Annotated in this window: 21 protein-coding genes; 10 read left to right on the forward strand and 11 right to left on the reverse strand. The window is 48.2% G+C overall.

All coding sequences use genetic code 11. From position 1 onward, the window contains the following. Window positions 1–215: 215 nt before the first annotated feature. From Q0393_RS04325 to mscL, 5 genes are all read right to left on the reverse strand, one after another. Complete coding sequence (locus Q0393_RS04325; RefSeq protein ID WP_297923772.1) at window positions 216–701, reverse strand: prepilin-type N-terminal cleavage/methylation domain-containing protein; 486 nt, start codon at window positions 699–701, stop codon at window positions 216–218. 94 nt (window positions 702–795) lie between these two features. Continuing rightward, a complete protein-coding gene (asd, locus tag Q0393_RS04330) occupies window positions 796–1,854 on the reverse strand; it encodes an archaetidylserine decarboxylase (RefSeq protein WP_298978166.1) in 1,059 nt (352 codons plus the stop codon). After that, on the reverse strand, window positions 1,855–2,982 hold the full coding sequence (locus tag Q0393_RS04335) for a metallophosphoesterase (RefSeq protein ID WP_298978168.1): 1,128 nt from the start codon (window positions 2,980–2,982) through the stop codon (window positions 1,855–1,857). Window positions 2,983–2,985: 3 nt separating this feature from the next. Continuing rightward, window positions 2,986–3,624 carry a Crp/Fnr family transcriptional regulator gene (locus Q0393_RS04340; RefSeq protein WP_297962290.1) on the reverse strand — a complete coding sequence of 213 codons (639 nt, stop codon included), beginning with the start codon at window positions 3,622–3,624 and terminating at the stop codon, window positions 2,986–2,988. A gap of 9 nt (window positions 3,625–3,633) precedes the next feature. After that, a complete protein-coding gene (gene mscL, locus Q0393_RS04345) occupies window positions 3,634–4,035 on the reverse strand; it encodes a large-conductance mechanosensitive channel protein MscL (RefSeq protein ID WP_005872182.1) in 402 nt (133 codons plus the stop codon). Between the two features lie 114 nt (window positions 4,036–4,149). Between mscL and gltX the strand changes: the two genes are divergently transcribed. From gltX to Q0393_RS04365, 4 genes are all read left to right on the forward strand, one after another. Continuing rightward, entirely contained in the window at window positions 4,150–5,466 is a 1,317-nt protein-coding gene (gene gltX / locus Q0393_RS04350; protein ID WP_298978170.1) for a glutamate--tRNA ligase, read from the forward strand. After that, entirely contained in the window at window positions 5,453–5,749 is a 297-nt protein-coding gene (locus Q0393_RS04355) for a YggT family protein (protein WP_298053459.1), read from the forward strand. Before gltX ends, Q0393_RS04355 begins: the two co-directional genes overlap by 14 nt. Then, entirely contained in the window at window positions 5,746–7,410 is a 1,665-nt protein-coding gene (locus tag Q0393_RS04360; RefSeq protein WP_298978172.1) for a lytic transglycosylase domain-containing protein, read from the forward strand. Before Q0393_RS04355 ends, Q0393_RS04360 begins: the two co-directional genes overlap by 4 nt. 181 nt (window positions 7,411–7,591) lie before the next feature. Then, window positions 7,592–7,807, forward strand: a complete 216-nt coding sequence (locus tag Q0393_RS04365) for a hypothetical protein (protein WP_298978173.1) — start codon at window positions 7,592–7,594, stop codon at window positions 7,805–7,807. A gap of 433 nt (window positions 7,808–8,240) precedes the next feature. Here the strand turns inward: Q0393_RS04365 and Q0393_RS04370 are convergent, their stop codons facing one another. Both Q0393_RS04370 and Q0393_RS04375 read right to left on the reverse strand, forming a co-directional pair. Continuing rightward, window positions 8,241–9,197, reverse strand: a complete 957-nt coding sequence (locus tag Q0393_RS04370) for a hypothetical protein (RefSeq protein ID WP_298978174.1) — start codon at window positions 9,195–9,197, stop codon at window positions 8,241–8,243. A 10-nt stretch (window positions 9,198–9,207) separates the two neighbouring features. Further along, on the reverse strand, window positions 9,208–9,729 hold the full coding sequence (locus Q0393_RS04375; RefSeq protein WP_298978175.1) for a hypothetical protein: 522 nt from the start codon (window positions 9,727–9,729) through the stop codon (window positions 9,208–9,210). A gap of 101 nt (window positions 9,730–9,830) precedes the next feature. Between Q0393_RS04375 and mobB the strand changes: the two genes are divergently transcribed. From mobB to dapE, 6 genes are all read left to right on the forward strand, one after another. Beyond that, window positions 9,831–10,319: a molybdopterin-guanine dinucleotide biosynthesis protein B gene (gene mobB, locus Q0393_RS04380; RefSeq protein ID WP_298978177.1), complete on the forward strand. Its 489-nt coding sequence runs from the start codon at window positions 9,831–9,833 to the stop codon at window positions 10,317–10,319. 10 nt (window positions 10,320–10,329) lie between these two features. Next, complete coding sequence (locus Q0393_RS04385) at window positions 10,330–11,178, forward strand: class 1 fructose-bisphosphatase (RefSeq protein WP_298978178.1); 849 nt, start codon at window positions 10,330–10,332, stop codon at window positions 11,176–11,178. Then, window positions 11,178–11,387 (forward strand): hypothetical protein, encoded by a 210-nt coding sequence (locus tag Q0393_RS04390; protein ID WP_298978179.1) that lies wholly within the window; start codon window positions 11,178–11,180, stop codon window positions 11,385–11,387. The genes Q0393_RS04385 and Q0393_RS04390 overlap by 1 nt, the downstream gene beginning before the upstream one ends. Window positions 11,388–11,868: 481 nt before the next feature. Next, the gene (locus Q0393_RS04395; RefSeq protein WP_298978181.1) at window positions 11,869–12,006 is read left to right on the forward strand and encodes a hypothetical protein; all 138 of its coding nucleotides are present in this window, start codon (window positions 11,869–11,871) and stop codon (window positions 12,004–12,006) included. Between the two features lie 476 nt (window positions 12,007–12,482). After that, complete coding sequence (locus Q0393_RS04400; protein WP_298978183.1) at window positions 12,483–13,079, forward strand: LysE family translocator; 597 nt, start codon at window positions 12,483–12,485, stop codon at window positions 13,077–13,079. Window positions 13,080–13,094: 15 nt separating this feature from the next. Then, on the forward strand, window positions 13,095–14,273 hold the full coding sequence (dapE, locus tag Q0393_RS04405) for a succinyl-diaminopimelate desuccinylase (RefSeq protein WP_298978185.1): 1,179 nt from the start codon (window positions 13,095–13,097) through the stop codon (window positions 14,271–14,273). 249 nt (window positions 14,274–14,522) lie between these two features. Here the strand turns inward: dapE and Q0393_RS04410 are convergent, their stop codons facing one another. The 4 genes from Q0393_RS04410 to Q0393_RS04425 form a co-directional block, all read right to left on the reverse strand. Next, window positions 14,523–14,681 (reverse strand): hypothetical protein, encoded by a 159-nt coding sequence (locus tag Q0393_RS04410; protein WP_298978187.1) that lies wholly within the window; start codon window positions 14,679–14,681, stop codon window positions 14,523–14,525. Next, the gene (locus Q0393_RS04415; RefSeq protein WP_298978189.1) at window positions 14,662–14,985 is read right to left on the reverse strand and encodes a hypothetical protein; all 324 of its coding nucleotides are present in this window, start codon (window positions 14,983–14,985) and stop codon (window positions 14,662–14,664) included. The genes Q0393_RS04410 and Q0393_RS04415 overlap by 20 nt, the downstream gene beginning before the upstream one ends. 356 nt (window positions 14,986–15,341) lie before the next feature. Next, entirely contained in the window at window positions 15,342–15,902 is a 561-nt protein-coding gene (locus Q0393_RS04420) for a methylated-DNA--[protein]-cysteine S-methyltransferase (RefSeq protein ID WP_298978191.1), read from the reverse strand. 142 nt (window positions 15,903–16,044) lie between these two features. Further along, a partial coding sequence (locus tag Q0393_RS04425; protein WP_298978193.1) for a hypothetical protein occupies window positions 16,045–17,378 on the reverse strand: 1,334 nt, incomplete at its 5' end.

Consider the following 17,378-nt stretch of genomic DNA (forward strand, 5'->3'; position numbering starts at 1 on the left):
CGATCTGAAATGAGGTAAATTTAAGCTGCGAAATCTCTAAAATTTCCTTGGTTTTGAAGGTCGGTTTTGCAACCTCGCGCAGGATCACGGCGGATTTAACGCTCGATTTTATGGTAACGGATACGATTTGATAAGCTGAGATTTTAAAATTTGAACTATAAGTAAGCGGTTTTAGGCTGGCGCCCAAAACCGCAACTTCATAATAGAGCATTTAGCTATTGAGCTAAGGATTGACAAAGATCATCAGCGTGATTGCAGTCGAATGAGCCTACATTTCTATCTTTATTTGCACCGGAAGTAGGTATACTAGCTCTTGTTGGATAATAAGTAAAGTTAGTACTTTTGCCTGCTACGGTAGCCGTATATGTAGATGTAGCATTATCGTTGCCATTTCTAACCAAAGTCCAGCCGTTTCTACCGCCATCTCTCATAGGATAGATAGGTTGCTGCAAAACGCCATCAAAAAGAGTGGCATTGTCTGAACCCTCCAAAGCAGGCCACGTAGTCACGCCCCTCATCATATTCTCGCTTCTAACTAGCGAAAGTCCGCTTCTAATGGCAGCGATGTCTCCGCGCATCTTAGCGATCGTAGCATCATCGCGCGTAGCAGCTAATCTAGGCACCGCGATGCCCGCCAAAATACCTAAAACGACGATGACGAAAACAAGCTCTATCATCGTAAAAGCTTTTAAATTTTTCATGTTAAATCCTTTGATTTAAAGTGGGATGATTATAGCCAAATTTAAATAAAATTAATTTTAGTTGAAGAAAAAATCCTGCATTTTAAATGGAATTTTATGAAATTTCATTAAATTCTGCGATTTTTTGTCCGAATTTCACGGACGTATCAGTCGGGGTTTCAAATTTTAAAAACTCGCTTTGCGCTACGAGCACGATCGTCGAACCCAGCTCAAAATTTCCCAAATGATCGCCCTTTTTAAAGTTTAAATTTTCATATTCGTAAAGCGCCTCAGATCTACTTGCGCATGCATTCGTCTGTATTCGTGCATCGAAATCAAATCTCATCTTGCCGACGTTTAAAGCACCCACGAAAACCATCCATAAAATCCCGCCGTTACGTATCTTGCACTTTAAAATCACTCGCTCATTTTTAGCGTAGAGGTTTGGAATTTTAAGTAAAAATTTCTTCGCCACGCTGTAGAGATCGGCAGGGATATAAAGCGCCTGCAGCACGCTCAGATCGCACGGCGCATGATAATGATGATAATCGCGCGGGCTTAGATAGATGTTTGCGTAGCTTAAATTTACGCCCTTTGTATTTACGCCGCCTCGGGCGTCCTCTGCGCTCGTTTCGCGGCTCGCGCCGTTTTCATTGCTATAAATTTCAGCCTGCACGCCGCTTGTAGCATAAGTTGCGCCGCTTTCATCGCTTCTAATTTTTGCTTGCGCGGCGCGAAATTTCATCCCTGCGCCGGCATCTTTTGTGCATCCGGTTCCAACCTCGCCGCTCCCGTTCGTAGCAACCGCCCCGTCATCTAAATTTTTAACCGCTCCGCCGCTTTCGCTTGCCGTAAAAGTGCGACCAAGCAGCTCGCTAAGGCTATATTCGCAGCCCTTCACGCTAAAAGCTCGCATATCGGCGCAGGTCCCGCTCTCAAAGATCACGCCGTCGCTAGGGCTTATAAAAGCCGTCTCATCTGCCGCTATCTCGCGCGGACTCAGCAAGCGGCGAGTAAAAAGCGCGTTTAGGCTCGCGTAGCTTTGCGGCGGATCAAATTCGCTCATATCGATTTTAAAAAATTCCACATATTTGCGGTTGATAAAATTTTGTATAAATTTAGGGAATTTCACCGCGGCGATAACTCCGAAAATCCTCGAAATAAAACTTCTCATCTATGCCTTTCTAAGCTTAAGCAGCGCGATCTCGGCATCCGCAAAGACCCTTATCGGCGGGCCCCAAAACCCTACGCCGCTGCTTACGTAAATTTGCTTCAGCCCGTCGTTATACAGCCCGTAAAGATACTTCTGGCTAAGCAGCACTAAAAGCGTCCACGGAAAAATTTGCCCCGCGTGCGTGTGTCCGCAGATACACAGATCGACCTCGTCGCGCACGAAATCCACGACGTATTTTGGCTGATGAGCGAGTAAAATTTTAGGCTTATCGGGATCAGCCTGCGCTAACGCAGCGCTTAGATCTGGCTGCATGTATCCGAAGCGAAAGCCGCTAAGATCGTGCACGCCCATTAAATTTAGCCCTTCAAATTCCACGCTTTCGTTTTGCAGCACTCGCACGCCCGCTTTTTGCATCGCCGCGATAAGTCCGATTGCTTCGCCGCGGTAATATTCGTGGTTGCCCGCGACGAAAAAGATAGGCTTTTTGATCGCCTCAAGAGGCTGCAAAATATCCCCGAGCTCATCTGAGCGCAGATCAAACATATCGCCTACTATTAGCAGCGCGTCATAATTTAGCGAGTTTATCTGCGCTACGACGCCTTGTAAAAACTCCTTTTTCAAAAACTCGCCCAGATGCACGTCCGAGATGACGGCAAAACTTAGCTCGCGAGCTAAGTTTTTGATTTTTATTTCGCGCTCGGTGATTTTTGGAATTTTTAGTGCATTATAAAGCCCCTTAAAAATATAGCTAAACGCCATTATTACAAAGGTTACATCGATAAAAGTTTTTAAAAATTTTCGTCTGTTTTCGCTAAATTTAACCACATGCGCGGCGGCGCTTAGCACATCGTAAGCAAGGCAGATAAAAAAGAGCGAAAAGGACGCTGCCATGCAAAATACGCAAGCTTTATAGAGCAGCTCATTTTTAAAGCTTCCATTAAGCCCAAAACCCGCAAAAAATATTGCATCTAAAATTGCTAAAGCTACGCAAAGTAAGCTCAAGACAGGGCGAAACGTAGCGAAGCCTTTATATGGCGCAAAACGCGCACTGATCGATCTGTAGACGTAAAGATTAAAAAACAGAAATAAAACCGTGCCGACAATCGGGAAAATATAGGCGCTTTTCAAACTCTAGCCTTGGATATACTCATCCAGCTTATCTTTATCAAAGCCCGTGATTTCTTGCTTATCGTCTAAAATTAGCGCGCCGCTCTTTTTAAATTTAGTGATGGTGCGCGAAAATGTTTCGGGGGTGACATTTAGAATTTTGGCTATTCTAGTGTACTTTGTGCTCATAAAAATATCAAAATTTTCGTTGATAAACTTAGCGATTTTGCCGTCGCAGTTAAGCACGACTTGATTATCAAAGACCGCATTTAGCGCGCGGATCTTCTCAGACATCGATTTTAAAAGCTCCAGGCAAATTTTAGGATCGCTCATAAACTCGTTTTTAAATTTTTCATAATCGATCTTTAGCACCTCGCCGTTTGTCGAAAACACGCCGCTTGCAGGATAGCTCGTCTCTTCGAAATTTACCATCTCCGCCACGAGCGAGATGGGGCGTATCTCGCGCATATGGATCTCACGCCCCTTTGCGGAGGTTTTATAGATTTTTAAAATTCCTTTTAGCAGGATTAATAGATACTGCGAGCGCTCGCCCTCGAAAAATAAAATTTCGCCCTTTTTGTAGCTTTTATGGATGCTAATCTGCTCCAAACGATCGATTTGCGCTGCGCTTAGAGCTTTAAAATAAGGGATTCTCTCAAGCATCGCCGCGACCTATTTTTTAAGCAGGTCTCTTATCTCGGTAAGAAGTTTAATCTCTTCGCTAGGCTCCGCAGGTGCGGCAGGTTCCGGCGCAGGAGCAGGTTTTTTAAGCTTATTGATCGCCTTGATCGCGCAGAATATACAAAATGCGATGATTATAAAATCGACCGTTACTTGGATAAACGAGCCGTAGTTTATCGTAACGGCCGGGGTCTGCCCCACCGCTTCTTTTAGCACGATCTTAAGATCGGTAAAATTCATGCCTCCCGTAAGAAGTCCTAAAACCGGCATCATGATGTCGCTTACGAGCGAGGTTACGATCTTACCGAAAGCCCCGCCGATGACGACGCCCACCGCCATATCGATGACGTTGCCTTTCATCGCGAATTCTTTGAATTCCTGAATGAAACTCATATTGTCTCCTTAAATAAAATGCGCCGATATTAGCCTATTTTTGCTTTGTTTTTGCTTTTTATTAGGAAGTAAAAAGTATAATCCCAGCTTAAATTTAAACCCAAAGGACCTAAATTGTATCGCTTCGCTCCGTCGCCCACCGGCGATATGCATATCGGAAATTTACGCGCGGCTATCTTTAACTACATCTGCTCGCTGCAAGATAAAAGCGGCTTTATTTTGCGCATCGAGGATACCGACACTGCGCGCAATATCGAAGGCAAAGATCAAGAGATTATTGAAATTTTAAAGCGCTTCGGCATCTCGTGGCAGAGCCTGTATTATCAAAATAAAAATTTAAAATTTCATCAGCAGTTCGCTGCTAAGCTACTCTCCGAGAAAAAGGCGTTTTGCTGTTTTTGCAGCGAGGAGGAACTGGAAGCGAAAAAGCAAGCCGCAAAGGACGCGGGCGAGGCGTATCGCTACGACGGGCACTGCGAGCATTTAAGCGACGAAGAGGTGCTTGGCTGCGAAAAGCCTTTTACCATCCGCCTCAAAAAACCTGATCACGCGCTGGAATTTACCGACGCGATCAAGGGCCGTATCGCATTTGAGCCGCAGAATATCGACAGCTTCGTCATCATGCGCGCGGACAAGACGCCAACTTATAACTTCGCCTGCGCCTGCGACGATATGATGCAGGGCGTGAGCTTCGTAATCCGCGGCGAGGATCACGTCTCAAACACCCCGAAGCAAAACTGGATCCGCCAAAGCCTCGGCTACGACGGCGAGATCAAATACGCCCACCTGCCAATCATATTAAATTCCGAAGGCAAAAAGATGAGCAAGCGCGAGGATAGCTCCTCGGTAAAATGGCTGCTTCAAAGCGGCTACCTGCCCGAGGCGATCGCAAACTATCTGATCCTGCTGGGCAACAAAACGCCGCGCGAGGTCTTTAGTATGGATGAGGCGGTGGAGTTTTTCGACATCGCTAAAATTTCAAAAAGCCCGGCTAAATTTGACGAGGACAAACTCGCCTTTATAAACCGCGAGCATATCAAAAGAGCGAGCGAGCAGCGCCTAGCGGAGCTTTTTGAGCTTGAGTCCAGATTTGCGCCTTTGATAAAATTTTACACTCAAGAAGCGAGCCTTATCCCGCAAATTAAAGAAAAGATCGCAGCGATCTACGGCGCGAAAGATATCCCGCAGGAGTGGGCGGCGCAGGCGCAGGCGCTGCGAGAGGCGATCTTAAATTTATTAAGCTCAAACGGCGCTCCAATGGAATTTAATGATTTCAAAGCGGCGCTTTCGCAGGCTACAAATTTAAAAGGCAAGAGCCTGTTTATGCCACTTAGGTTTTTACTGACCGGCGCACCTCACGGACCGGAGCTTAGCGAGCTGTATCCGCTGATCCGCGCCGATTTAAAGGAGATACTCGATGCTACTAAATAGCGTATTTTACGGCATTTTAGTGAGTATTCACTACGTGATTCAAGCTTATATGATGCTAATTTTCGTCGCCTGCGTTTTGAGTTTCATCCGTCCAAATCCGTTCGGTAAATTTTATAAAATCATCCGCGTGATCTCTGCGCTTACGGAGCCCGCGTTCGCGCTGGTGCGCCGCTATCTGCCTACGACTTTCGGCGGCTTTGATCTTTCGCCGCTTCTCATCCTACTCGTGCTTAACTTCTTTGACAGCGCGATAATCTATATCATCAATAGGACGGTCATTTGAAAATATTTCTGAAATTTAGCCTTGTTTTGGGACTGCTGTGCGCCGCAAGTAGCGGTAAAATTTTAAGCTACGAGGAGATCAAAAACGAGCCAAAATCCCTAGCCAAGGACTATTACATCTATCGCTTGATCGATGAGACGAAATACAACAAAGCGGAGATTAGAGCTTTAAAACAAAGCATCTTTCGCTACAAGGGCAAACTAAAAGAGAAGCTAGATAGAATTTTCGGCGCCATTCGCCCTCCTAAGCGTCCGGATCGCTGCGCAGGAGTAACGGCGGCAAATATTTTAGATGCAAATTTAACATGCAAAAAGGCGCGCTCATATCCAAATTTTATCGCCAAGCTAAGCCCGTCCGTGCGCGAGACACTCGCTTCGCAACTAGAGAGTCACCAAGACGCGGCTTCGCGAAACGCCGTAAATTTACTGCGCGGATTTAACGACGAAAATCCGAGCGAGTATTTTATGCAGAGCCGCAACGCGCAAAACTACTTTTTATATTACGACTACTTAAAAGGTGCGGGCAAAGACGCTCTGATCGATATCGACGCCGACGCAGCCTTCGTAAGCGAACTGGCTTCGCAAAAAGGCTTCAAAGCGGTTCTCAACGACGCGCTAATCAACCGCAAATACCCGCACTTGCGCCGCTCGCTCACGGGCGTCGATCCGCTGGCCGTGGAGAAAGACGTAGCGTTTATGCTGGGCGTAAATGCCGTCATGCAGAATGATGAAGGGGCGGCGCTTGCGTTTTTTAGCCGCGCAGCAGCGAGCTTTGAGAAGCCTCACGATGTACACAATGCGAAATTTTGGATCTACCTGCTAAATGGAGATCAAAATGTCTTGCGCCAGCTTGCTAGCAGCGATTATTACAGCCTCTACGCGCTGTACGCCAAAGAGGTCTTAGGGGATAGGAATTTAAACATAATCATCCCAAATCCTGCTAAAAATTCCATCGAAGGCTACGATATTACCGATCCTTTCGCTTGGGTTCGCACAAAAAATAGCGCTGATCGGATGTCGCGCCCGCAGCTTTTGGAATTTGCCAAAAAATTCGACACCAAGCAAAGCATCGGCGAGTACTCATACATCATGAATAAAGCAAGCGGCGGTAAGGACAACTTCTATCCAACGCCGTTTATGGAATATATCGGCGATGGCGACAACCGCCGCAAGGCGCTAATTTTAGCGCTTGCGCGCCAAGAGAGCCGCTTCGTGCCCGCATCGGTTTCTACCTCGTACGCACTCGGAATGATGCAATTTATGCCGTTTTTGGCTAATGAGATCGGCAAAAAGCAACTCAAAATCGACGGCTTCGATCAAGACGATATGTTCCGCCCGGAAGTCGCTTACCGCTTCGCCAACATCCACATCGACTGGCTGGAGCGTAAAATTTACAGCCCGGTTTTCATCGCATACGCTTACAACGGCGGGCTCGGGCTCGTCAAAAAGATGCTTCAGCGCGGCGATATGTTTAATAAGGGCAAATTCGAGCCGTGGCTTAGCATGGAGCTCGTGCCGTATGCCGAGAGCAGGGACTACGGCAAAAAGGTACTCGCAAATTTTATCATCTACTCGCAGATCCTCGATCCGCGCGCGAAAGTCTCGGTGCAACAGGAGCTACAAGATCTGCTGATACCGAGCAGAAGCGACAGCTTCCGCTAAGCCAGCAGCGGGCTTGAAGGATGATTTTAAGAGGCGGCGAGCGAGAAATTTTAAAAGCCGCCGCCTCAAAAGCGCGAAATTTGCCCGCTAAGAGCTTAGACGAGCAGATCAAAACGGCGAAATTTCATCTTTTAACGCCAAATAAGGGCTCTTTCCCACCCTGCATGAAAGGCGGCACGCCATGCAAATTATCGCGACCGCAGTTCTCATAGTAGCCGCCTTTTTGTGCGTATCGTTATTGAAAGACGAAAAGAAGCGCTCCGCAAATTTAGCGGCTTGTTTGTTTTTTATGGCGCTTGCGTATTGCGTGCAATTCGGCGTAGGAGACGATAGCTACACCCGAGCGGGCGGCGCAGCGCTGATAGTCTTTTTTATCTTTGCGCTTGCTTTTTTTTGAGCTTTATTTCTGGGGCGACGAGCTTTAAAATATAAAAATTTATTTAAATTTTGTCGCAGCGTTTTGTGAGCGATTAAATTAACGCCCGAGCGTAAAATTTTAAGTAGCGTGAAATCAAAATCAGGCGTTTTCGGCTATGGAATTTAAACAGATAAACTATCCGCAGCTTATCCGCCGCAAAGGCTGCGACAAGTTTAAATTTAGCCGCTTTGCAGCTTGTTTGCTTGTTTGCGATGCTTTAAAATTTCGTAACTTCAGATATGCAAGCCGCCGTTTTAAAATTTCGGCAAGTTTTAAATTTTAAATTTGCGCTTGCCGACCGCGCCGTTTTAGCGAATTTAACTGCACGGAGCTCGCGAGCGCAAGATGATTTAATTTTACAACCTTAACTCCGCACGAGCTTCGGCGGAATAAAATTTAGCGATTAAATTTGCTATTTGAAAAGCCCTTTGATCTTGCCGAAAAGCGACTTCTCGCCGCCTGCGGAGGTTTCGTCTTCATGATCTTCCGCGGCGGAATTCTCACTGCTGCCTTTTATCATATCGCCGCTGCATGGGACAGAATTCTCGCCGCTTGCTTTCGTTGTGCCGCCATCCGCTTCCATCACACTGCCGCCGCTCGTTGCATTGGCGCCGCGCGAGGCAGAATTCTCTCCGCCCGCAGTACCGCCTCCGCCTACCTTATCTCGCTCTATCGCTTCGCCGATCTGCTGCGCTGCGATTTCCGCGTAGATCAGCGCGCCCTGCGGATCGCAATTAAAAAGATTTGAAAATGACTCGGACCTATTCAGATCGATCGGATTGGGCTCAACCACCTCGGTAGCCTCAAGCAGCCCTACTTCAAGCTCTGCGGCAGAATTTAGCGCCTTTAAAAACACGGGCAAATTCTGCGCATAAAACTCATCTATCGCCTCTTTTATCTCGCCGTCCACTTCATAATCGCGCAGCAGCTTCTGCACGCCATCGGCATTTAGATACGCGCCGCAGCAGTAGTTTTCGATGATCTCGTTGTGAATTTGCCCGCTAAATTCCGCTAAAAATTCCTTCGGCAAAACCTCGCGCCAATCGCTTATGTAGGTTTTAAATTTAGAGCTTTGCTCCGCCAAAAAGCTAAACGCCGTGCCGCGCGTGTAAAAATACTCTCTAAAATAGCCCTGCGCCACGGCTATATGAAATCCGTGCGTTTTATTAAAAATCCCCTGCGTGCCGTACTGCAGCGCCGAGCGGAAGCCATCCGCATATTTTTCTACATAAAATTCATCCACCCCCGCTTCGCGCGCGATTTGGGCGATACTTTCAAAATCTCCCCTCTGCGCGAGCTTTAGCGGCTTAAAATACCACTGCGAAATTTCATCTTTGCCGATCGCATGGTAGCTTATGTCGTAGCCCACCCTCTCTCCTTTAATCTTTCAGATCGATCTGCGGCTGCCAATACAGCGACTTTGAAATTTTACGAAATTTCATCGTGGCATCCAGACCATTTGAGGTGCGGTAGCTAAGCACCAGCTCGTCCTTATCGCTCTTAGGCGCGGTGATCTTGTAGCGGCTCGCCCAAGCAATCTTAAAGAGCTCCTTTTGCAAAAGCGGATCTCCGTCGTGCAACGACGTTACGTTTGCGTTTACGCCGTTGATCTGCACCGCGAGGATCTGCACCTCTTTAGGATAGGAGGTGAGCAAAAACACTTCGTCCTCCGCGGCGTTTCTAAGCTCGGGCGCGACGGGATTTAGATAGGTCGCCACTGCCAAATAGCGATCGCCCGCGCGCACCGATTCAAATTTTTGCGTGTAGGCCGAAAACTCGTTTTTAAGCGGATCATGACGGGGATCGTTTGCGGAGCAGGAGTTTAAAAATAGCGCTAGCGCGGCTAGGAGCGCGCCCTTTAGCAGGCCGTTTAGCGCGCCACTAAAATCAAATTTCTTCATCGATCTTTCCTTTGAAATTTTAGGCGCATTCTAACGAATTTTGCTTTTTAAAAGGCTAAATTCGCTACAATCTGCTCATCTTAAAAAGCCGGATTTTAAAAATGAAAAGACTTGTTATCGCATTTTCAGGCCCTTCCAACAGCGGCAAAACGACGCTAATTTGCAAGATCGCTAAAATTTTTATCGCTAGCGAACTGCGGATCGCGATCGTAAAACACGATCCGGGCGATAAGGCGCACTTCGACGTAGAGGGCAAGGACAGCGCAAAATTTAGCGAGCTCGGCGCCGAAACCGTCGTGATGAGCCCGACGCGGACGAGCTATTTTTCGCAGCGCTGTATGCAGATTGACGAGGTCGTGCGGATGCTAGGCGAGTTTGATATCTTGCTCGTAGAGGGGTTAAAGACGCTGCCGCTGCCGCGCATAAGCCTGTTTCGCGACAAGATCGATCCGGCGTATCTGCCATTTTCGGACGCGATCGCTTCAAATTTAAGCGGCGAGCAGATGGATAAGTTTTGTCGCGTAAATTTCGACGTTAACGACGCTGCGGGCATTAGCGAATGGATCTTAAAAAACGCCAAAAAAATGTAAAGGAAACAGAATGCAAGAGATCGTAAAATCAATCCAAAATATCGCGCTACAAATCGCTGAGGAGCTGAAATACGCGGACTTCGGCTACACAGATCATCACAACAGCACGGGCGATACGCAGCTCAAACTCGACGTAAAAAGCGACGCCATAATCGAAGCGGAATTTCGCAAAAATCCGCTCGTACGCGCTCTAATCAGCGAGGAGAAAGATGAAATTTTAACGCTGCGAGAGGACGCGCGCCTAATCATCGCCTACGATCCGCTCGACGGCTCAAGCTTGGTGGACGTAAATTTTGCCGTGGGCTCGATATTTGGCATCTATGAGGATGAAATTTCGCCCGCAAACTTAAAGGCGGCGATCTATTGCATCTACGGGCCGCGCCTTGAGATGGTCGTTTGCGAGGACGCGCCGAAGCTTTATCGCCTAAATCGCGAGGGCAAATTTAGCTTCGTAAAAGATCTGCGCCTACAGCAAAAAGGCAAACTAAACGCCACGGGTGCGACGCAAAAGGGCTGGAGCGAGCCGCACCGAAAGCTCGTGCGGGCGCTGTTTGACGAGGGCTACCGCCTGCGATACAGCGGCGCGATGGTAAGCGACCTGCATCAAATTTTATTAAAAGGCGGCGGACTTTTCAGTTACCCCGCTACCAGTGATCATCCGCGCGGCAAGCTTCGCGTAACCTTCGAAGTACTGCCGTTTGCGTTCATCTTCGAGCGCGCCGGAGGCGCCACCAGCGACGGCGAAAACGGCTCGCTTTTGCAGCTAAAGATTGAAAAAATCCACCAAAGCAGCCCTTGCTTTTTCGGCTCGAAATACGAGATCGCGAAGATGCATGAAATTTACGGCGGTAAAAACTGATGGCGGATACCGAGGTCGTCGCGCCGCGCGACGTTTACGACGAAATTTTGGATAAAAGCTTAGCCGCGCTACAAGCGTGCCAGGCGGAGCACAACCTCACCAGCTGCCTAGAGTGCGAGAAGCTGCTGGATTGCGCAGTGCGCGACAAATATGTCAAGGCGGTCTATGAGAGCATGTCGCACGGCGCGACGGGGGATTTTTCGTTTTAAAACGTACTTTTGCGTCGTGATGGGGATTTTTGACGGACTTTGGCATAAATGCACCCTGTCGCCTTCCTCTTGCGGGCGCGTAATTTTTATGAAGCGGGCTTTGCGCGCAAGATCTCTGTAAACCAAGCTGCGGCGCGGAATTCGCTCGGAATTTGCTATGCGATGCGAATTTGATCCGGCGGCACGCAGGTTCTTACTTTGCAGCACGGAATTTGTCCCACTACGAAACGATAAAATTTACGGTGCGATTTAGCGTTGCGGTCGGGTCTACTCTGCGGCGCATCTGTTTTGCGGGCCAGGTTTTGCGGCGGCCGATAAAATTTAAAATGAGGGCGTAGCCAAATTACGGGCGCGCGGCCAAATTTAAAACGGGCGTCCGATTAAATTTCAGACGCTGCGGCTGGATTTTAAAATTTACGGATTAAATTTTGCGAAGCGAAATTTCGCTTCGCAAAATTTTATCTGCGATCATGAGCCGTTTATGAGCACAGACACGCGAAATTTCATAAAGCGAAATTTCGGTGGGCTAAATTTTACCGCCGCGATCTTAAAATTTACGCGACTAAGACCTATCGACTTGAACGAGCCGCCGTTCGTCGCCAATCTTTTGCCGGTTTAAATTTTGCTTTGCGAAATTTGGCTCGCAAATTTAGCGACGCGGCGGGACGGCGGATTTTGCCTCGCAAAATTCTAGCCGCAAAATTTAAAGTGCAAATTTAAACTACGATCTATGCGTTAAAATTTAAAAACTAAATTTGAAGTCTAGTGAGCGGGTCCGCCGCACGAATGCTCGTATAAATTTCAAGCACATAATGCTCATATTGAAATTTTGCGACTGAGCGTGTATGTGAAGCGCTCGTTAAAATTTCAAAGCCGAAGCGTATGCAACCGCTCGTGTTAAAATTTTAAAACTAAGACGCGTATGGCGGCGATTGCGTTAAATTTAAAAACCGATCGGCGGTCGCGCGGAATTTTAGGATTGATCCATTCGCGAAGCTGTGCGTCATCGATCTATTCGCAAAGCCGCGCCCATAGCTTTTTTCGCAGCGCCACGTGCCGAAATTTTAGAGCAGTTTGGGGAGTACAAGCAAAAGGATGCAATCGTTCGTACAAGGGGTTTTGATGGGTCTGGGCGTTAGCGTGCCGATCGGTCCGGTAAACGTGCTGATAATGTCCTACGCACTGCGAAGCTACACCAAGGCGCTGTGCCTGGGCCTCGGCGCCATGAGCGCGGATATGCTCTATCTGGCGCTCTCGGCATTCGGGATATCGCAGTTAGCCAAAATTCCGATCGTTTTTACCTGCATATCGGTATTTGGCGCATGTTTTTTACTCTACACGGCGTATAAAATCTGGCATGGCGCGACTCGCTCGGTGCAGCCTGTAAGCGTCGAGGCTTGCTCGGGCGCGGCGCTTTACGGCAAAGGCTTTTTGATAAATTTACTAAATCCATACGTCATTATGTTTTGGCTCAGCGTCTCTGCCGGCACCGCACGAGCAGATTTCGCGCTTGTCCTTGCGGGGCTTGTAAGTGGAATCTTAGCTTGGATCACGCTTTTTCCACTTGCGATATATCTAGCTCGTAGCAAGCTTCCAAACATTGTAGTGCGGGCATTTGCATATATCTCGGCGTTTATTTTGGTATTTTTTGCACTAAAGCTTCTATACGCTATAATTTTCGCTAAAATTTAAACCAAAGGATGGCTTATGAAACCGATTGAAATTCTAAAAGAGCTCATCAAATTCCGCTCGCTCACACCTAGCGACGACGGGGCTTTCAACTACGTCTCGATGCTGCTGGCAGACTTTAGCGAGGATAGATTCGAGCTAAACGGCGTAACTAACGCGATTTTTACCAAGCGCTTCGGACAGGGTCCGCATCTATGCTTTGCCGGGCACATCGACGTCGTGCCGCCAGGCGAGGGCTGGGCGAGCGATCCGTTTAAGCCGGTGGAAACGGAGGGCTTTTTATACGGGCGCGGCGCGCAGGATATGAAAAGCGGCATCGCAGCGGCAATCTGCGCGCTAGCGGCGGCACGCGATTTTAAGGGCACGCTGAGCCTGCTGCTAACCAGCGATGAGGAGGGCGACGGCATCTACGGCACGCGTGAAATGCTTTCTAAATTGCGCAAGCAAGGTGCCCTACCCGACTTCGCAGTCGTTGCGGAGCCTACATGCGAAGTGCGCTTCGGTGATACCATTAAGATCGGCCGTCGCGGCTCGATTAACGGCATCCTCACACTCACGGGTATCGGCGGGCACGCAGCCTACCCAGATAAATGCATCAATCCTGTCCACATTTTAGCGCCGGTGCTTGCAAGTCTTGCGGGGCATGATCTGGACGCAGGTAGCGAGGATTTCGCTCCAGCCAAGATAGTCATCACCGACATTCGCGGCGGTTCGCAGGTAGTAAACGTAACACCTAAGGACGTGCGCGTGATGTTTAACGTCCGCGGCGGCGTAGGGCTGGGGCTAAAAGACGTGCGAGACTACGTACTGAGATTATTTGAACTGGACGCTAAAGACGCGCTATGCAACGAAAGCGAATCCTGCGGCAAGCTAGAAATGAGCTGCACCGCGCAACTGCGAGCAGGCGCGTCGCTACACCTTGCGTTAAAAAGCTCCTCAAAGCCTTTTTTAACTCAGCGAAACTCCAAAATCGTGCAAAAACTAAGCGCTAGCGTGCAGAAGATCTGCGGCGCAGTAGCCGAGCCAAACACCGCAGGCGGCACGAGCGATGCGAGATACTTCGCGGAGTTTGGCGTGGAGACGGCGGAGTTTGGCGTGCGAAACGACACGATCCATCAGATCAACGAACGAGTAGAGATTAGCGACGTCGAAAATTTAGCTAAAATTTTTAGCGATCTGATAGAAAATTTCGACTAATTTAGGGATTTGGCAAAGCTACGTAGATTTGATAAAAATTCTGCGTTCTACCAAACTTTGCTGAATTTGCCAGGGTTTTCGCTCGTAGCTGCTTGGCAAATTTTATCTTTGCCTCGCGTCTTACGTAGAAATTTTGCCCTGCTACGCCGCTTTTGCTAAGAATTTTATCTACAGCACGCTCGCCGCTTTTACAATTACTTTGCTATGTAACATCAATTTCGCAAGAAGCCTTAGCAAAACGCCACCGCCTCAAAGGCGAGCTTCGCCGACGAATGCTACCGCTGCTAGGAATTTTTTAAAAGAATACTGCTTTTGCGCGAATTTCAGCAAATAGCGCGGTCTTTGCGCAAAATTCATCTCGCTCTCTTCGCGCAAAATTTCATCTTCGTCAGGTGTCTCTAGCAGCATACTGCTGTACTTTGCCGTCTCCGTGAAAAATTTTATCTTTGACGCGCCCGCTGCTTACGCAAGAAGCTTGGCTAGGACAATGCCATTTCTGCTGGGATACCGCCTGCTTCGCGGATTTATAAAATTTTACTTGGTCACGTTGCCGCTGAGATAATTCCGCCCCGCTTACCGCTTCTGCGCAGATTTTAACCCTGCCTGACAAGCGCGATTTAAGAATTTTACTTTGCTTTGATACGGCGGCGTGGAATTTTACCCATACGGCGTAGCGGCACAGAATTTTAACCTCTGCAAAATTCCGCCTCAAAACTTGCTATCCTTGCCTATCTGCACAAAAGGATCGGCAAAATTTTGCTGCTTTACGCGCTGCCGCACTAAATGCACGCAGGATAAAATTTATCGAAGGACTTCAGCGTAGAATTTCGTGAGGCTAAATTTTACCGCTGCGAAAAATTTCAACCACTCATAGCAAGCGTCTGCGGCGCGATAAATTCCAAATTAAGACTTCAAGCCGGCTTAGCAGGCTTCGCTTCTTTCAAAATTTTAACTACCTTGGTCGCCGCAAAACTAGAAATTTACAAAATCGCTTTATGAAATTTCGCAGCGCCGCGCGATAAAATTTTAAAATAAACGCCTGAGCGGCAAGGCGGAATTAACGGAATTTTACTTGCCAAATTTGGCTAAGCTTTCTCTTTCAAAGTTTAGTAGCCACGCTTTGGTCGCTACGCCGCCGGTGCCGCTGTATCCGCCGAGCCCGCCTGCAGCTACGACGCGGTGGCACGGCACGATGATTGGGATCTTGTTTTTGCCATTTGCGCTGCCTACTGCTCGGCTTGCGCGCGGTCTGCCGATAGCCGCGGCTAGCTCGCCGTATGTTACGACCTCGCCGTAGGGGATATCTAAAAGCGCGCTCCACACGGACTTTTGAAACTGCGTGCCATTTTGGCTAAGTTTAACGCTAAAGCTCTCAAGCTCGCCCCTAAAATAGGCGCTAAGCTCGTCGGTGCAAAGAGTCAAATTCTTTCTTAAATCGCCAAGCTTTAAATCGCGTCCTCTATCGTCCGCGGCACGCACAAAGCCGATAAGCCCTGCGTCGTGTTTTTTAAAGATCTCATCATTGGGCCCGCAGACAGAGCTTTTGACCCAGTCGATACTGCAGATCCCGATCTCGTTATCCCAAATTTCAAGCATTCCAATGGGCGAATTAAAAAAGGCTTTTTGCATCTCAATCCTTTCAAATTTTTACTGGTTTGATCAAAAAAATTTTAAAAAGCGCTTTTTGCGGTGCGAGCTAAAGCTCGAAAACGGCGAAATTTCATGCGGTAACGCGAATTTTTTAAAATTTACGCAAGGCGCCGCAAAGTCTCTACTCAAACCGTACGATGTTTACTAAAACCCCGTCGAAAACGTCTTGCTTAAAGAGTTTGATCTCGCGCACGATATCTGCGTTATCATCGTCGATGACGCCGTTTTTGACGAGGCTGTCCTCGATGAGCTTGAAAATAAAGGCGTGGTTGCTGACGTCGGAGATACCGCTTTTAAAGCCCATTTCAAGGCGCACCGGCACGCCTATGCGCACGCCGCGCAGGTCCTTGGCGATGTAAAGATCAGCGATCGTGCGCACCATCTTTTTCGCCATTTGGTAGCTCGCCGTGGACGACAAAATATCATTAAGACCGAAATTCTCCATCAAAAGCGGAATACGAACGCGCGCCAAAACCCCTTCGCCGGGCTCGCTCGCGCTCTTTTTCAAAAACGAAATTTTAATCCTATGCTCGATGCCTATAAAGCGCGGCTTAAGCTCGATGAGCCTAGCTCTAGGCGCTTGCGGTAGCGAGATAGGACGCGAAGCGCTTGCAATAGGCAGAGTCTTGGAACGCTCTCGAAGGCTCGCGCGCTCTTTCGTAGGCGCTTTGCGCGCAGGCTTGCCATAGAAATTTACGGGCTTAGCCGCAAAAGTTGATTCGCTCCCAAAAGCAGCAGACGCGGGCTCATCACCAAGCGCCCCCTCCGCCATAGAAGAAGCAAACGTAGAATTCTCACCCGTTAACGCAGACTGCGCGGATTGCTCAAATTCGGGCGCAAATTTATTTCCCGCTTGCGGCGGCAAATTCGAAGGGCGCCACTCTTGTGCGGATATTTTCTGCTCTAAATTTTGCCCATCGGAATTTTTTAGCGCGTAATTTTGCCCTTTTGCCAAAAACGCGGAATTCTCACCAACGAAATTCTCATCTTGAGGCGCGAATTCCAAGGCATTTTCTAAGGCAAAATTTGCGGCGCGGCGGCCAGCGAAATTAGCGCTTTGCCCCTTGGAAAACTCGGAGCCTTGAGGCCCACAATCATTTGCGCACTTTATATCAAGCGCAGAATTTGCGAAAGTAGAATTTTTTGATGCAAAGCTTTGTGCCGTAGAATTTTTACTTCGTAAGTCCGCGTCCTGCTCTGCTACAAACGAATTTTCAGCTGCAAAATTCTCCGTTTGCGCCGTAAAATTAGAATTTTGCGCCTCAAATGTGGAATCCCTCACGAGCGCAGAGCTTTGCGCGGAAATAAAATTTCGCGATGCAGGAATGAAGCTTTGCCCTTTGGCAGAATTCGCAGGCGCAGAGCTTTGCGGCATAAAATTTTCGCTCCTCGCATTTTCGCTCTCTTCGAAACTAGCAGCAAGCCCCACGCTCACGCCATCCTGCGCAGCATCAT

The organism is uncultured Campylobacter sp., from assembly GCF_938015785.1.
Taxonomy (GTDB): Bacteria; Campylobacterota; Campylobacteria; order Campylobacterales; family Campylobacteraceae; genus Campylobacter_B.

What these genes read in the sequence shown, in the direction of transcription:
- Q0393_RS04390 (WP_298978179.1), top strand. Translation starts at nt 11,178, where the DNA reads ATGGCGGATACCGAGGTCGTCGCGCCGCGCGACGTTTACGACGAAATT.
- Q0393_RS04375 (WP_298978175.1), bottom strand. Translation starts at nt 9,729, where the DNA reads ATGAAGAAATTTGATTTTAGTGGCGCGCTAAACGGCCTGCTAAAGGGC.
- Q0393_RS04420 (WP_298978191.1), bottom strand. Translation starts at nt 15,902, where the DNA reads ATGCAAAAAGCCTTTTTTAATTCGCCCATTGGAATGCTTGAAATTTGG.
- Q0393_RS04325 (WP_297923772.1), bottom strand. Translation starts at nt 701, where the DNA reads ATGAAAAATTTAAAAGCTTTTACGATGATAGAGCTTGTTTTCGTCATC.
- Q0393_RS04400 (WP_298978183.1), top strand. Translation starts at nt 12,483, where the DNA reads ATGCAATCGTTCGTACAAGGGGTTTTGATGGGTCTGGGCGTTAGCGTG.
- Q0393_RS04385 (WP_298978178.1), top strand. Translation starts at nt 10,330, where the DNA reads ATGCAAGAGATCGTAAAATCAATCCAAAATATCGCGCTACAAATCGCT.
- asd (WP_298978166.1), bottom strand. Translation starts at nt 1,854, where the DNA reads ATGAGAAGTTTTATTTCGAGGATTTTCGGAGTTATCGCCGCGGTGAAA.
- mscL (WP_005872182.1), bottom strand. Translation starts at nt 4,035, where the DNA reads ATGAGTTTCATTCAGGAATTCAAAGAATTCGCGATGAAAGGCAACGTC.
- Q0393_RS04395 (WP_298978181.1), top strand. Translation starts at nt 11,869, where the DNA reads ATGAGCACAGACACGCGAAATTTCATAAAGCGAAATTTCGGTGGGCTA.
- Q0393_RS04365 (WP_298978173.1), top strand. Translation starts at nt 7,592, where the DNA reads ATGCAAATTATCGCGACCGCAGTTCTCATAGTAGCCGCCTTTTTGTGC.
- mobB (WP_298978177.1), top strand. Translation starts at nt 9,831, where the DNA reads ATGAAAAGACTTGTTATCGCATTTTCAGGCCCTTCCAACAGCGGCAAA.
- Q0393_RS04340 (WP_297962290.1), bottom strand. Translation starts at nt 3,624, where the DNA reads ATGCTTGAGAGAATCCCTTATTTTAAAGCTCTAAGCGCAGCGCAAATC.
- dapE (WP_298978185.1), top strand. Translation starts at nt 13,095, where the DNA reads ATGAAACCGATTGAAATTCTAAAAGAGCTCATCAAATTCCGCTCGCTC.
- Q0393_RS04355 (WP_298053459.1), top strand. Translation starts at nt 5,453, where the DNA reads ATGCTACTAAATAGCGTATTTTACGGCATTTTAGTGAGTATTCACTAC.
- Q0393_RS04410 (WP_298978187.1), bottom strand. Translation starts at nt 14,681, where the DNA reads ATGCTGCTAGAGACACCTGACGAAGATGAAATTTTGCGCGAAGAGAGC.